Here is a 13,743-nt window from a genome sequence, read left to right on the forward strand (position 1 = left end):
CCGGATGGTTACTGTGAACCGAACACAGCCCCCGGACGATCAGGAGCGCCGTGGACACCGATGTCCCCACCACCGCCGACGCCCATGCCGCCCCTGCACAAGCGCGCGGCGTGGAACGCCCCGCTACCACCCTCGAGCCGTCGACGACCGACCCGCTCTGGTGGCGCTCGGCCGTCATCTATCAGGTGTACGTCAGAAGCTTCGCCGATGGGAGCGGCGACGGGACGGGCGATCTCGCCGGTGTCCGCGCCCGGCTCCCGTACCTGAAGCGGCTCGGCGTCGACGCCCTCTGGTTCAACCCCTGGTATCCGAGCCCGCTCGCCGACGGTGGCTACGACGTGGCCGACTACCGTGCGATCCACCCGCAGTTCGGCACGCTGGCCGAGGCCGAGGCGCTCATCGGCGAGGCGCTGGAGCTCGGCATCCGCACGATCATCGACATCGTCCCGAACCACATCAGCGATCAGCATCCGTGGTTCCAAGCGGCTCTCGCCGCCGCCCCGGGGAGTGCTGAGCGCGCGCGGTTCTGGTTCCACCCGGGCAAGGGTCCCCACGGCGACGAGATGCCGACGCACTGGGTGTCGAACTTCCAGGGGGAGACGTGGACCCGCACGGCGAACCCCGACGGCACGCCGGGGGAGTGGTACCTCCACCTCTTCACGCCCGAGCAGCCCGACCTGAACTGGAACCATCCCGACGTACGGCGCGAGCACGAGGACATCCTGCGGTTCTGGTTCGACCGCGGCGTCGCCGGCGTGCGCATCGATTCGGCGGCCCTGCTCATCAAAGACGCCGACCTGCCCGAGCTCGGCGAGAAGCCCGAGCACCCCACCGAGGACCGCGACGAGCTGCACGACGTCTACCGGTCCTGGCGCGCGGTCGCCGACTCCTACCCCGGGACGCGCATCCTCGTCGGGGAGGTGTGGGTGCCGGACATCGTCCGGTTCACGAACTACCTGCGGCCGGACGAGATGCACACCGCGTTCAACTTCGACTTCCTGGCGCGGCCGTGGGGCGCCGCATCCTTCCGCACCTCCATCGACCAGACGCTCGGCGCCCACGCGCCTGTCGGCGCGCCGTCGACATGGGTCCTGAGCAACCACGACGTGACCCGGCCCGTCACCCGCTACGGCCGTGAGGACACGGCGTTCGCGTTCCTCAAGAAGCGCTTCGGCGTGCAGACCGACCCCGAGCTCGGCCTGCACCGCGCCCGCGCCGCCGCGCTGCTCGTCGCGGCCCTCCCGGGAAGCCTGTACGTCTACCAGGGCGACGAGCTCGGTCTTCCCGAGGTCGAGGACCTCCCGCTCGACCTGATCCAGGACCCGATGCACTTCCGGTCCGGCGGCATCGATCCGGGACGGGATGGATGCCGGGTCCCCCTGCCCTGGTCGGGCGATCGCCCGCCGTTCGGCTTCAGCCCCGACGGCGTGGACACGTGGCTGCCGCAGCCCCCGTCGTGGCGCGACCTGACCGTGGAGGCCGAGGAGGCGGACCCGGCGTCCACCCTCAACCTGTACCGCGACGCGATCCGCCTGCGTCGCGACCTCGTCGCCGAATCCGGCGAGGCCTTCGACTGGATCGCGGGGCCCAGTCCCGAGGTCCTCGCGTTCCGGCGCGGCGACGCGTTCGTCTGCGTCGTGAACACGGGCGACACCCCGGTCGCCCTGCCCGCGCATGAGCGCGTGCTGCTCTCGAGCGCCCCGCTCGAGAACGGCCGCGTGCCGGGCGACTCCGCCGCGTGGCTGCGCACCGTCCCGTGACCGTCATGCGGGGCGGCACCCTGCACCGAAACACCGCAACACCCACCCCGGGGGAGGCGCCGAGAGGCGGCGCATCCCTCACAAGAAAGGAATGACGATGAAGTCACCAGGCAAGGTCCTGCTCGCCGGTGCCGCCGTTGTAGCGACGGTCGGAGCGCTCGCGGGCTGCTCCTCCGGCAGCGGAGGCGGCGGCGGCGACTCGAAGATCCACCTCGTGGTCGCCCCCGTGCTTCCCGGCGCCACCGCCGACGCACTGAACGCGCTGGCCCAGCGTGTGAAGGAGTTCGAGAAGGCGAACCCCGACATCGACGTCAAGGCGATCGAGTACCAGTGGACCGGCACGACGTTCGCCGCCGAACTCGCCGGCGGAACCCTGCCGGACGTGTTCAACGTCCCGTTCACCGATTCGAAGACTCTCGCGAACAACGGGCAGCTCGCCGACATCACCGCGGACTTCACGAAGACGTCGACCGCCGACAAGTGGAACAAGAACGTGCTGAGCGTCGCCACCGGCGACAACGGCAAGATCTACGGCATCCCGTGGGGCCCGTACGCGATGGCCCTGTCGTACAACCGCGAGATCTTCCAGAAGGCCGGCCTCGACCCCGACAAGCCGCCGACCACGCTCGACGAGATCCGTCAGGACGCCAAGACCATCTCCGAGAAGGTCCCGGGGGTCGCCGGGTACATGCAGATGACGAAGGACAACACGGGCGGCTGGAACCTGACCACCCTGACCCAGTCGCTCGGCGGCCGCATGGAGAAGGTCGGCTCGGACGGCAAGGTCACCGTGACCGCCGACAACGCGCAGACCAAACAGGGTCTCGAGTGGCTGAAGTCGATGCGCTGGGACGACGACTCGATGGGGTCGAACTTCCTGTTCGACTGGTCGGGAATCAACCAGGCGTTCGCGTCGGGCCAGGTCGCGATGTACATGAGCGGCTCGGACGTCATCGGCTCGCTCATGCAGGCCAACGGCTTCGACCAGACGAAGTACGGCGTGACTACCTACCCGCTCGCATCGGGATCGGATGCCGGCATCCTCTCCGGGGGCAACGTCGACGTGGTCAACGTCAAGGACTCGCCCGAGCAGATCGCCGCGGCCGTGAAGTGGATCGACTTCTACCGCACGCAGCCGACCGTCGACAAGAACGCGGCGGTGAAGAACGCGCAGACCCTGAAGGCCGGCAACCAGGCCGTCAACGCCCCGACGCTGCCGGTGTTCGACAAGGCGACCTGGCAGCAGAACCAGGAGTGGATCAAGCCCTACGCCAACATCCCGGCCGCGAACATCGCCCCCTTCAACGCGGGCATCTTCACCCAGCAGATCGTGCCCGAGCCGCCGCGCCACACGCAGGACCTCTACAACGCGCTCGACGGCGTGGTGCAGGCCGTGCTGACGGACAGGAATGCGGATATCGACGCGCTGCTGAAGGGCGTCGACACCAAGGTCCAGGCGCTGATCGACGCCGACGGCAAGTGACGAACGCAGCCTCCCGCACCCCGCGCCGCACCCCCCTCACGTGGGTGCGGCGCGGGGGCCTGTCGACCCTCGTCTTCCTGCTGCCGATGCTCGTCGTGTTCGGCGTCTTCTCGTGGACGCCGATCGTGGAATCCGTCGTGATGAGCTTCCAGCACACCAACCTCGTGACCGCGCCCGAGTTCGTCGGCTGGGCGAACTTCTCGGCCGTGCTCGCCGACCCGACGTTCTGGATCGCGGTGCGCAACACGGCGTACTTCGCCGTGCTCGCCCTGATCTTCGGCTACCCGCTGCCGCTCATCGCTGCGGTCCTCCTGAGCGAGACACGGCGGATGCGGGGGGTCTACAGCGTGCTCGCCTACCTGCCGGTGATCATCCTCCCGGTGGTCGCGGTGCTCCTGTGGAAGGTGTTCTACGACGCGAGCCCGAACGGCGTCTTCAACACGATCCTCGGGTGGTTCGGCATCCCGCCGCAGCCGTGGATCCAGGATGCGACGACCGCGATGCCGTCGCTCGTGCTCCAGGCCACGTGGGCCGGCGCCGGGGCGACCGTCATCATCTACCTCGCGGCCCTGCGCTCCGTGCCCCCGGAGCTGTACGATGCGGCCGAAGTGGACGGCGCCTCGATCTGGCAGAAGGTGTGGCACGTCACGCTGCCGCAGCTGCGCGGCATCCTGTTCATCACCCTGATCCTGCAGATCATCGCGACCGCACAGGTCTTCCTGCAGCCGTTCCTGTTCACCGGCGGCGGACCCAACAACGCCACCACGACGATCCTGCTGCTGATCTACCAGTACGCGTTCCAGAACAGCCTCGGCGGCGCCTACGGCAAGGCGACGGCGCTGAGCCTCATGCTCGCCGTGTTCCTGGCCGTGCTGTCGATCGTCTACTTCCGCATCACGCGCAGATGGAGCACCGAGTGACCACCACGATCCCCGCCGACCTGCCCCTGCAGGAGCCTGTCCAGGCCGAGCGCATCCGGCGGCGCGCCCGACGCGTGGGGGCGCGGGATGCCGAGGACCGCGGCATCCTCGGCATCGCCGACCGCCGCCGCACCGGCGTGCGGACGGGCTCCGCCGTCATCAACGTGCTGCTCGGCGCGGCCCTCGTCATCACCGGCCTGCTGCCGCTGCTGTGGCTCGCGAAGTCTGCGATCACCCCGACGCAGGACACCCTCCTGACGCCGCTGCGCCTCTTCCCCAACGGCATCGCGTGGTCGAACCTCGATCGCGCGTGGAACGACGTGCACATCCAGAACTTCTTCTGGAACACGATCGTCATGGCCGCGGGATCCTGGGCCGTCCAGATGGTCGTCGCGACGACCGCCGGGTACGCGCTCGCGGTGCTGCGGCCCGCCTACGGCAGGATCCTCACCGGGCTCGTGCTCGCGACGCTGTTCGTGCCCGCCGTGGTGCTGCTGGTGCCGCTGTACCTCACGGTGCTGCATCCGCCGCTCATCGGCCACTCGCTCATCAACACCTTCTGGGCCGTGTGGCTGCCCGCGGGCGCGAGCGCGTTCAACGTGCTGCTCGTGATGCGGTTCTTCGAGAGCCTGCCGCGCGAGGTGTTCGAGGCCGCGCGCACCGACGGCGCCGGAACCTTCCGCCTCTTCTGGTCGGTCGTGCTGCCGATGTCCAAGCCCATCCTCGGGGTCGTCTCGATCTTCGCGATCAACGCGGCCTGGGCCGACTTCCTGTGGCCGAACCTGGTGCTCACCGACATCGCCATCCAGCCGCTGTCGGTGCGGCTGCCGCAGATCCAGTCCTCGACCGACCTCGGCGTCTACCTCGCCTCGCTCACGATCGCGACGGTCATCCCCGTGGCGATCTTCCTGCTGTTCCAGCGCACCTTCCTGTCGGGTGCCGGCCTCGGCGGGGCGGTGAAGGGGTAGCTCAGGCCGCCGTGCAGCCCCCTCTCCTTGTTCGTCTGTCACGTTCTGCCCACTCACCCGACGGTTCGTGACGGATGAGCGGCCCCCCTCCTTGTTCATCTGTCACGTTCTGCCCACTGACCCGACGATTCGTGACAGATGAACGGGCCCCCTCCTTGTTCATCTGTCACGTTCTGCCCACTCACCCGACGATTCGTGACAGATGAACAGGCGGGATGCCGACCGATGCGGGACGTCGTCGGCCACAGAGCGTCGGCTCAGCGGAGGGAGTCGGCGATCCAGCGGGCGTAGGAGTGCCACGGATCGCGGTCCCGGAACCCGGCGATGTGCGCGAGCAGCTCGGGTGCGGCGGTGAACCACTCGCCGCCCTCGCGCAGGTGCGCGAACTCCCGATGGCGCGCCTGCTCGAGCGGACGTCCGCCGCGCTCGAAGGCGAGGAGCTCCTCGTGCCAGATCGCGGCGAGCCGCTGCCGGGGGTTGCGGGAGGTACCGATCTTGATCCGCTCCCGGTATCTCAGGTAGTACACGACCTCGACGACGGGTCGGGGCAGGTCTGCGTCGGGAGCGTCGCCGACGCGCCAGCCGCAGATCGCGCACTCCCAGCCGTCGGGCTCGCGCACGCCGTCGGTGGCGCCGCACAGGGAGCACGGCCCCGGCAGATCGCCGCGCTCGCTCATGCGGCACCCGCCCGAGTGGGGGAGGTCGGTCGTATGGTCGCCCCATGCCGGAGAACGTCGCGAACTGGTGGGCACGCCGCCAGTTCTCGCGCGGCGCCGAGGTGCCGTATCCCGTCGGCACGTATCGGGATGCCTGGGCGCCTTTTCCCGCCCTCATCCGGCAATACCATCCCGACCTCAACTCCGGCCTGACGCTCACGCAGATCCCGCCCGCGGCCGATGTGCTGCTGCTGTGGCAGTGCGAGGCCGGGCATCTGTTCGCAGCCACTCCCGACGAGCAGCGCAACCGTCCCGGGCCGACCCGTCGCCGGTCGGCGTGGTGCCCCGAGTGCGCGATGCAGGCGGTTCCGCCCCGCATCCGTCCGGCGGGAACGCCCCGTGTCAAGACCGCCAAGCCTGCGCGGCCCGTGTGCGGCAAGACGCCCGACCTGCCGGTCGGCGAGCCCTTCGTGAGCACGTGCGCGCCGAAGCCGGCGTCGGCCGTCGAGGCACGCCTGCGGCAGCAGCTGTTCGCGCGGCTCGACGTGACGCCCGGTCTGAACGCCGTCAAGGTCTCGCGGCCGTTCTACGGACACCTCGAGGTGTGGCCCGACTTCCTGCTTCCCGAGCTGCGGATCGCCATCGAGTACGACACCCCGGGCCGCTTCGGCCTCGAGCACGTGGGCCCGCGCGAGCACAGCGACCTCAAGAAGGACCGCCTGCTGCGGTCCGCCGGGTGGGAGGTCGTGCGCATCCGCACCGGCAAGCTCGAGGCGATCGGCCCGCACGACCTGCAGCTGAACTCGCTCGGCCGGCGCGCGGTCGATCGGGTCGTCGATCGTCTGCGCGAGATCCGCGGTCCGCTCATGGTCGACGCGTACGTCGTGGACGGCCGCGATGCGTGATGCGCTACGCGTACGTGCGGTGCACATGCCAGTCGTCCTCCGCCCGGTAGACGTCGAAGACGAAGGATGCTCCGTCCTCGTCCGTCGCCTGGAACCGCCAGCCGTACAGGCTGCGGGGCTCCTCGAGCGGCACCGCCCAGACGCTCTCGCGCAGACGGGTCGGAGTGTCCGTCACGCGCCAGCGCCGGCCCGCGTAGATCATGCGCGCGGGGACCTCGTCGACCATCCATAGAGTAACCGTGGTTTCGACAGTCATCCCGTTCATGGGACTCTATTGTAGAAGAGAGATTCGATTTCAGCCAGACGTCGCGAGCAGCCCCGCGATGATCGCATCCACCGTCCATTCGGCGGCCGCCGTGACGTCGTCGAGAGGAACCGTCCGCAACGGTCCGCGCAGGGCCAGCAGGGCGAACCCGTGCACCGCCGACCAGCACGGCCACTCGGCACCCGCCCGCGCGGCCTGCGACAGTGCGCCCTCGGCGACGAGCCCGTCGAGCGCGTCGACGAGCGCGGCCAGGGGCGCCGGGATGCTGCCGGTGCCCGGGACGGCCGTCAGGTCGGAGAACGCGACGTCGAACCAGCCGGGCTCCTGCAGCGCGAAGCCGATGTAGCCGAGGCCGACCGCGCGCAGTCGCTCGCGGGCGGTGCGGGGTGCGGCATCCCGATGCATCTGCTCGGCCATCCGCTCCTGGATGCGGGTGGCGACTGCGGCGAGCAGCGACTCGCGATCGGCGAAGTGGCGGTAGGTCGCGCTCGGCGAGACGCCCGCGCGCCGGGCGACATCGCGCAGCACGAGTGCGGATGCACCGCCCGTCCGGGTGAGATCCAGGGCCACGTCGACGAGCGCGGAGCGCAGGTTGCCGTGGTGATACGTCGTGCGGGCGGGGGAGGGCTGCGGCATCCGTCCTCCTCGGGGGTTGACGCTCGGCCACCGATGTGTACGCTGTAAACATACCATGTGAACGCCTTACACATCGGAGGAGAGCCATGACCACCGCCCTGCCGCCCGTCGTCGACCACGACACGTGGAAGCAGCAGCTCGACGAGCTGCGGGTCCGCGAGAAGGCTGCGACGCGCGAACTGGATGCGATCGCCGCCCAGCGCCGGCGCCTGCCGATGGTGAAGATGCCGGCGTACACGCTCGCGAGCAAGGAGGGGCCCGTGCGGCTCGTCGACCTGTTCGACGGGCGGTCCCAGCTCATCACCTACCACCACATGTGGCACGACGGCGCGGAGTGGCAGTGTCCCGGGTGCACCGGGTTCACGGCGCAGTTCACGCGGCTGGAGTTCCTCGACGGGTACGACGCGCGGTTCGTGATCGTGACGCAGGGCGAGATCGGCGAGGCCCTCGCGTACCGCGAGAAGGTCGGCAACCGGATGGAGTGGTACTCGACGGCCGAGAGCGAGTTCGGGGCGGATGTGGATGCGCCGAAGGACGGCGGATTCGCCGTCAACGTCTTCCTGCGCGACGGCGACGACGTGTATCGCACCTGGACGACGACCGGTCGCGGCACCGAGCAGCTCACGCACACGTTCGCCCTCGTGGACCTGCTGCCCTGGGGCCGGCAGGAGGACTGGCAGGTCGTGCCCGAGGGATGGCCGCAGTCTCCGACGTACAGCCGGTGGACGGGCCCGCAGGCCATCGCGGCCGCGTACGGCCCTCGTTAGCCTGGAGGCATGGAGCACCGCATCTTCACGACGACCGTCGCGTCCGTCTACCCGCTCTATGTCGCGAAGCTCGAGCGCAAGGGCCGCACGCAGGCCGAGCTGGACGAGGTCATCCGCTGGCTGACGGGCTTCGACGAGGCGAGGCTGCAACGTGAGCTCGACGAGGGCGCGACCTTCGAGGAGTTCTTCGCGGATGCCGACCTCAATCCCGGCGCGTCCCTGATCACCGGCGTGGTCTGCGGCGTGAAGGTGCAGGAGATCGAGGATCCGCTGATGCAGAGGATCCGCTATCTCGACAAGCTCGTCGACGAGCTCGCGAAGGGCAAGCCGATGGAGAAGGTGCTCCGTCCCCCGCTTCCCGACCCCCTTCCCAAGACCGTCTGAACGATATATCGTTATGTATCGTTGAGCTTCGGCCGGCCCGCACCCGCGCGGCCAGGACGGCTCACCCCAGGAGGTCGACATGAACGGTTCCTTCGACTCCGGCTTCGGCCGCGGCTTCGGTTCGGGCTTCGGCTCCGGTTCCGGTGGCATGGGCGGACCGGGTGGTCCGAACATGAATCCCTGGGATCTCCTCGACCAGCTGCGCTCGGCGTTCGAGCCGCGCTCGACGCCCCGCATGGCGAAGGGCGACGTGCGCACGGCGGTGCTCACGCTCCTGGCCGAGCAGCCCATGCACGGGTACCAGATCATCTCCGAGATCGAGCAGCGCAGCGGCGGATCGTGGAAGCCCAGCGCCGGCTCGGTCTACCCGACGCTCCAGCTCCTCGCGGACGAGGGCCTCATCACCGCGTCCGAGTCCAACGGCCGCAAGACGTACTCGCTGACGGATGCGGGGCAGGCCGCGGCCGCCGAGGTCACCGGCAAGGGCGCGCCCTGGGAGGGTCATCGCTCCTCGGGCGGTGGCAGCCTGACCAAGGCCGGGATCGAACTGGCGCAGGCGGCCGCCCAGATCGGCCGCAGCGGCTCGGCCGACCAGGTCGCGGAGGCCGTCCGGGTGCTGGAGGACGCTCGGCGTAGGCTCTACAGCATCCTCGCGGAGAACTGACCAGACTCGACGGTCATCGCTCGCCCGACGACGGATCCAGGAGGTCCGATGCCTGACGACACGTCGCCAGGCACGCCCGCGCCCATGCGCGCCCGCTACCGCCGCATCCTGCGGTTCGCCTCCGTGTACATCGCGGAGATGTGGTGGTACGAGCTCGTGCTGCCGCGGATCGGCTTCGGGAGCGTCACGAGGAGCACCCGCACCGCGCGGCTCACCCACATCGCGCAGCGCTTCCGCGTCCTCGCGACGGAACTCGGCGGGTTGATGATCAAGGTCGGCCAGTTCCTGTCGTCGCGGCTGGACGTGCTGCCGCCGGAGATCACGAACGAGCTCTCCGGCCTCCAGGACGAGGTGCCCGGCGTGCCGTACGCCGAGATCCGCGCGCTCGCGGAGGCGGAGCTGGGGGTGCCGCTCGACCAGGTGTACACGTTCTTCAGCGAGGATGCGGTGGCCGCCGCATCCCTCGGCCAGGCGCATCGCGCTCGTCTCGCCACGATGGATGCGGGCTTCGACGAGGTCATCGTCAAAGTGCAGCGGCCCCGCATCGAGCAGATCATCGACGTCGACCTCGCGGCGCTGCGCCGCGTCGCGGGATGGCTCAACCGGGTGCGGGTCGTGTACGACCACGTGGACCTGCCCTCGCTCGTCGAGGAGTTCGCCGCCACGAGCCTCGAGGAGATCGACTACCTCCACGAGGCGGCGAGCGCCGAGCGGTTCGCGGAGGACTTCGCCGACGACCCGCGGGTCGGCGTGCCGCAGATCGCGTGGGAGCGGACGACGCGGCGGGTCCTGACGCTCTCGGACGTCACCGCCATCAAGATCAGCGACGTCGACGCGCTCCGTGCCGCGGGAATCGATCCCTCCGCGGTCGCCCGTGCCTTCGCGGAGGTCATGTTCGAGCAGCTCTTCGACAACGGGTTCTTCCACGCCGATCCGCACCCGGGGAACATCTTCGTGCTGCCGCTCGTGGACGGCGACTTCCGGCTCGACTTCATCGACTTCGGGATGATGGGCACCGTCCCCGACCAGCTGCGCAACGGCCTGCGGCGGCTGCTCGTCGCGGTCGCGTCCCGCGACGGGCGCGGTCTGGTGGAGAGCATCCGGGAGGTCGGGGTCCTCCTGCCGTCCGCCGACACCGTGGAGCTCGAGCGCGCTGTCACGGGCCTCTTCTCGCGCTTCGGGGGGATGGGCTTCGCGCAGCTGCGGGAGGTCGACGAGCGCGAGTTCCGCGACTTCGGGAAGGAGTTCGGCGACGTCGTCCGCTCGCTGCCGTTCCAGCTGCCGGAGAACTTCCTGCTCGTGATCCGCGCGATGTCGCTGACCTCGGGGGTGTGCAGCACCCTGGACCCGGAGTTCAACATCTGGGACGCCGTGGAGCCCTTCGCGTCGCGGCTCCTGTCGGCCGAGAGCGGCAAGGCGCTGCGCGATCTCGCGAAGGACGCCGGGATGCTGGCGCGCCTGCCCAAGCGCCTGGACGGCCTCGTCGCGCGCGTGGAGGAGGGGCGCCTCTCGGTGACGTCGCCGTCCCTGGATCGGCGCATCGCCCGGCTCGAGCGCATGGAGCGCCGCATCGTGTGGGCCGTGCTGTTCGCCGGCCTCCTCATCGCCGGCGCCGTGCTCCTGCCGTCGGTGTTCGGCATCGTGCTGATGAGCGTGTCCGTGCTCCCGCTGCTCCCCGCGCTCTTCGGCGGTCTGGGCGCGCGACGCCGCTAGACCTGTGTCGCGCTGGAGCGGAGTTCTGCAGTTCTGCGGATCCCTTCACAGCGCCGCGTCCGCAGTTGCGCAGAACTCCGCGTCAGTGGGGAATCCCCTGCACGCGGCATGCGGAAGAGGCACGTAGGATGCTTCGGTGCACCGCGTCGTCTCCGCCGAAATCGACCTCGAGACCGCGGCATCCGTCGACCTGATCTTCCAGATCGCCACACGTGCAGACGTCCCCCTCGCGAGCGAGTCCCTGACCTTCAGCCAGGACGTCGACCCGGTCGAGCTGATCGCCGCCGACGGCACCAGGTACCACCGCATCCGCAGTCTCGAGGGCCGCCTCGAAGTCCGCTACACCGCGGTGGTCCAGACGCAGGATGCGCCGTCCCCGACCTCCGACGTCGAGCTCATCACGTACATGCGCCCGAGTCGCTACAGCGAGTCCGACATCCTCTTCGGGCAGGCGCGCCGGCAGTTCCGCGGTCTCGCGGGCGCCGAGCTCGTGCAGGCCGTCGCCGACTACGTGTCGGAGAGCCTGGCCTACACGAGCGGTGCATCCAACGGCACCGACAGCGCCGCCACGATCCTCCCCAAGGGCCAGGGCGTCTGCCGCGACTACACGCACTCCGTGGTCGCGCTCCTCCGTGCGATGGACGTCCCTGCGCGCTACACCGCCTGCTACGCGCCCGGGCTCGTCCCGATGGACTTCCACGCCGTCGCCGAGGCGTACCTCGACGGCGCGTGGCATGTCATCGACGCGACGCGTCTCGCGAACCGCCGCGGACTCGTGCGGATCGCGACGGGAGTGGATGCCGCCGCGTGCGCCTGGCTCAGCTACCACGGCGGCAGCGTCTCGCTGAAGCGACTGCAGGTCGACGCCGAGGCGGACGCACCGCTCGCCGATGACGACCACACGGCGCTCGTCCAGATCGCGTGAGACGCTCGCCCGTAGACTGGGCCGTCTATGGGACCCGAACAGCTCTCCGCCGCACTCCTCGCCGTCATCGCCCCGCTCGCCGAGGCGCGACGCCCGGGCTCGGCTAGCGGACTGACGGTCGACGACCTGCCGCTGGACCGTCCGAAGAACCGCGAGCACGGCGACTGGGCATCCAACGCCGCCCTCAAGCTCGCGAAGGCGGTCGGCGCCAACCCGCGTGAGTTCGCCGCCGAGATCGCCGCCGAGCTGGCCAAGACCGACGGCATCGCCGACGTCGAGGTCGCCGGACCCGGTTTCATCAACATCCGCCTGGACGCGGCCGCCGCCGGGGCGCTCGCGAAGCAGATCGTGGATGCGGGATCCGCCTTCGGCACCAACGACAGCCGCGCCGACGAGGTGATCAACCTGGAGTTCGTCAGCGCGAACCCCACCGGGCCGATCCACCTCGGCGGCACGCGCTGGGCCGCTGTCGGCGACGCTCTCGCCCGCATCCTCGCCTCGCAGGGCGCCCACGTCACGAAGGAGTACTACTTCAACGACCACGGCGTCCAGATCGACCGCTTCGCGCGCAGTCTCATCGCCGCGCACCGGGGTGAGCCCACGCCCGAGGACGGCTACGGCGGCGCCTACATCGGCGACATCGCCCGCCGCGTCGAGCTCGCCTACCCCGGAGACCTCGACGAGCTCGACGCCGCGGAGCAGCAGGAGGTCTTCCGCGCGCTCGGCGTCGGCTTCATGTTCAGCGAGATCAAGCACAGCCTCCACGAGTTCGGCGTCGACTTCGACGTCTATTTCCACGAGAACGACCTGCACGACTCGGGCGCGGTCGGCCGCGCGGTCGCGCGCCTGCGCGAGCTCGGCCACATCTACGAGCAGGACGGCGCCACGTGGCTGCGCTCCACCGAGTTCGGGGATGACAAGGACCGCGTCATCATCAAGTCCGACGGGCAGGCGGCCTACTTCTCCGGCGACCTCGCCTACTACCTCGACAAGCGCGAGCGCGGCTTCAACCGCTGCATCATCATGCTCGGTGCCGATCACCACGGGTACGTCCGCCGCATGATGGCGATGTGCGCCGCCTTCGGCGACGAGCCGACGGTCAACCTGCAGATCCTCATCGGCCAGCTCGTCAACCTGGTCAAGGACGGCCAGCCGATCCGCATGTCCAAGCGCGCCGGCACGGTCGTCACGCTGGAGGACCTCGTCGAGATCGTGGGGGTGGATGCCGCGCGTTATGCCCTGACCCGCAGCTCCACCGACTCGAACCTCGACGTCGACCTCGACGTGCTCCAGCGCCGCACGAACGACAACCCGGTCTTCTACGTGCAGTACGCCCACGCGCGCACCCACAACGTGGGACGCAACGCCGCGGCCTCCGGTGTCGACCGCTCGGAGTTCGCGCCCGAGCAGCTCGACCACGAGACCGAGTCGGCATTGCTCGGTGCGCTCAACGAGTTCCCGCGCATCGTCGCGTATGCGGCGGAGGTGCGCGAGCCGCACCGCATCGCCCGCTACCTGGAGGAGCTCGCCGGCCTCTATCACCGCTGGTACGACAACTGCCGCGTCATCCCGCTGGGCGACGCGCCCATCGAGCCGGTGCACCGCACGCGGCTCTGGCTCAACGACGCCACCGGACAGGTGCTGCGCAACGGCCTGACCCTTCTCGGAGTGAGCGCTCCCGAGCGCATGTGACGGCC

At 69.7% G+C, this 13,743-nt stretch carries 14 protein-coding genes; 11 read left to right on the plus strand and 3 right to left on the minus strand.

Annotation, left to right across the window (positions count from 1 at the left end):
• Positions 1–110: 110 nt before the first annotated feature.
• The 4 genes from SM116_RS06620 to SM116_RS06635 all read left to right on the plus strand — a co-directional run bounded on the left by SM116_RS06620 (position 111) and on the right by SM116_RS06635 (position 5,131).
• Positions 111–1,760 (plus strand): glycoside hydrolase family 13 protein, encoded by a 1,650-nt coding sequence (locus tag SM116_RS06620; RefSeq protein WP_320944114.1) that lies wholly within the window; start codon positions 111–113, stop codon positions 1,758–1,760.
• Between the two features lie 97 nt (positions 1,761–1,857).
• A complete protein-coding gene (locus tag SM116_RS06625) occupies positions 1,858–3,243 on the plus strand; it encodes an ABC transporter substrate-binding protein (RefSeq protein WP_320943665.1) in 1,386 nt (461 codons plus the stop codon).
• Positions 3,240–4,163, plus strand: coding sequence for a carbohydrate ABC transporter permease (locus SM116_RS06630; RefSeq protein WP_320943666.1), 924 nt, complete (start codon positions 3,240–3,242; stop codon positions 4,161–4,163). Before SM116_RS06625 ends, SM116_RS06630 begins: the two co-directional genes overlap by 4 nt.
• Positions 4,148–5,131: a carbohydrate ABC transporter permease gene (locus tag SM116_RS06635; protein ID WP_425563247.1), complete on the plus strand. Its 984-nt coding sequence runs from the start codon at positions 4,148–4,150 to the stop codon at positions 5,129–5,131. The genes SM116_RS06630 and SM116_RS06635 overlap by 16 nt, the downstream gene beginning before the upstream one ends.
• A gap of 257 nt (positions 5,132–5,388) precedes the next feature.
• Here the strand turns inward: SM116_RS06635 and SM116_RS06640 are convergent, their stop codons facing one another.
• Positions 5,389–5,808: a GIY-YIG nuclease family protein gene (locus SM116_RS06640; protein WP_320943668.1), complete on the minus strand. Its 420-nt coding sequence runs from the start codon at positions 5,806–5,808 to the stop codon at positions 5,389–5,391.
• Between the two features lie 44 nt (positions 5,809–5,852).
• On the opposite strand from SM116_RS06640, the gene SM116_RS06645 reads away from it, so the two are divergent.
• The gene (locus SM116_RS06645) at positions 5,853–6,692 is read left to right on the plus strand and encodes a zinc-ribbon domain-containing protein (RefSeq protein WP_320943669.1); all 840 of its coding nucleotides are present in this window, start codon (positions 5,853–5,855) and stop codon (positions 6,690–6,692) included.
• A gap of 4 nt (positions 6,693–6,696) precedes the next feature.
• On the opposite strand, the gene SM116_RS06650 is transcribed toward SM116_RS06645, so the two are convergent.
• Positions 6,697–6,948, minus strand: coding sequence for a hypothetical protein (locus SM116_RS06650; RefSeq protein ID WP_320943670.1), 252 nt, complete (start codon positions 6,946–6,948; stop codon positions 6,697–6,699).
• A 39-nt stretch (positions 6,949–6,987) separates the two neighbouring features.
• Positions 6,988–7,593 (minus strand): TetR/AcrR family transcriptional regulator, encoded by a 606-nt coding sequence (locus tag SM116_RS06655; protein WP_320943671.1) that lies wholly within the window; start codon positions 7,591–7,593, stop codon positions 6,988–6,990.
• A gap of 86 nt (positions 7,594–7,679) precedes the next feature.
• On the opposite strand from SM116_RS06655, the gene SM116_RS06660 reads away from it, so the two are divergent.
• The 6 genes from SM116_RS06660 (at position 7,680) to argS (ending at position 13,738) form a co-directional block, all read left to right on the plus strand.
• Positions 7,680–8,360 (plus strand): DUF899 family protein, encoded by a 681-nt coding sequence (locus SM116_RS06660; protein WP_320943672.1) that lies wholly within the window; start codon positions 7,680–7,682, stop codon positions 8,358–8,360.
• A gap of 9 nt (positions 8,361–8,369) precedes the next feature.
• A complete protein-coding gene (locus SM116_RS06665) occupies positions 8,370–8,744 on the plus strand; it encodes a DUF2200 domain-containing protein (protein ID WP_320943673.1) in 375 nt (124 codons plus the stop codon).
• A gap of 79 nt (positions 8,745–8,823) precedes the next feature.
• Positions 8,824–9,408, plus strand: a complete 585-nt coding sequence (locus SM116_RS06670) for a PadR family transcriptional regulator (protein WP_320943674.1) — start codon at positions 8,824–8,826, stop codon at positions 9,406–9,408.
• A 48-nt stretch (positions 9,409–9,456) separates the two neighbouring features.
• On the plus strand, positions 9,457–11,121 hold the full coding sequence (locus tag SM116_RS06675) for an ABC1 kinase family protein (RefSeq protein ID WP_320943675.1): 1,665 nt from the start codon (positions 9,457–9,459) through the stop codon (positions 11,119–11,121).
• A 136-nt stretch (positions 11,122–11,257) separates the two neighbouring features.
• Positions 11,258–12,046, plus strand: coding sequence for a transglutaminase-like domain-containing protein (locus tag SM116_RS06680; RefSeq protein ID WP_320943676.1), 789 nt, complete (start codon positions 11,258–11,260; stop codon positions 12,044–12,046).
• Positions 12,047–12,073: 27 nt separating this feature from the next.
• Positions 12,074–13,738 (plus strand): arginine--tRNA ligase, encoded by a 1,665-nt coding sequence (gene argS, locus SM116_RS06685; protein ID WP_320943677.1) that lies wholly within the window; start codon positions 12,074–12,076, stop codon positions 13,736–13,738.
• The last annotated feature ends 5 nt before the right edge of the window (positions 13,739–13,743 follow it).

This window comes from Microbacterium rhizosphaerae (assembly GCF_034120055.1).
GTDB lineage: Bacteria > Actinomycetota > Actinomycetes > Actinomycetales > Microbacteriaceae > Microbacterium > Microbacterium rhizosphaerae.

What these genes read in the sequence shown, in the direction of transcription:
- SM116_RS06625 (WP_320943665.1), top strand. Translation starts at nt 1,858, where the DNA reads ATGAAGTCACCAGGCAAGGTCCTGCTCGCCGGTGCCGCCGTTGTAGCG.
- SM116_RS06635 (WP_425563247.1), top strand. Translation starts at nt 4,148, where the DNA reads ATGGAGCACCGAGTGACCACCACGATCCCCGCCGACCTGCCCCTGCAG.
- SM116_RS06640 (WP_320943668.1), bottom strand. Translation starts at nt 5,808, where the DNA reads ATGAGCGAGCGCGGCGATCTGCCGGGGCCGTGCTCCCTGTGCGGCGCC.
- SM116_RS06645 (WP_320943669.1), top strand. Translation starts at nt 5,853, where the DNA reads ATGCCGGAGAACGTCGCGAACTGGTGGGCACGCCGCCAGTTCTCGCGC.
- SM116_RS06650 (WP_320943670.1), bottom strand. Translation starts at nt 6,948, where the DNA reads ATGACTGTCGAAACCACGGTTACTCTATGGATGGTCGACGAGGTCCCC.
- SM116_RS06655 (WP_320943671.1), bottom strand. Translation starts at nt 7,593, where the DNA reads ATGCCGCAGCCCTCCCCCGCCCGCACGACGTATCACCACGGCAACCTG.
- SM116_RS06660 (WP_320943672.1), top strand. Translation starts at nt 7,680, where the DNA reads ATGACCACCGCCCTGCCGCCCGTCGTCGACCACGACACGTGGAAGCAG.
- SM116_RS06665 (WP_320943673.1), top strand. Translation starts at nt 8,370, where the DNA reads ATGGAGCACCGCATCTTCACGACGACCGTCGCGTCCGTCTACCCGCTC.
- SM116_RS06670 (WP_320943674.1), top strand. Translation starts at nt 8,824, where the DNA reads ATGAACGGTTCCTTCGACTCCGGCTTCGGCCGCGGCTTCGGTTCGGGC.
- SM116_RS06675 (WP_320943675.1), top strand. Translation starts at nt 9,457, where the DNA reads ATGCCTGACGACACGTCGCCAGGCACGCCCGCGCCCATGCGCGCCCGC.
- argS (WP_320943677.1), top strand. Translation starts at nt 12,074, where the DNA reads ATGGGACCCGAACAGCTCTCCGCCGCACTCCTCGCCGTCATCGCCCCG.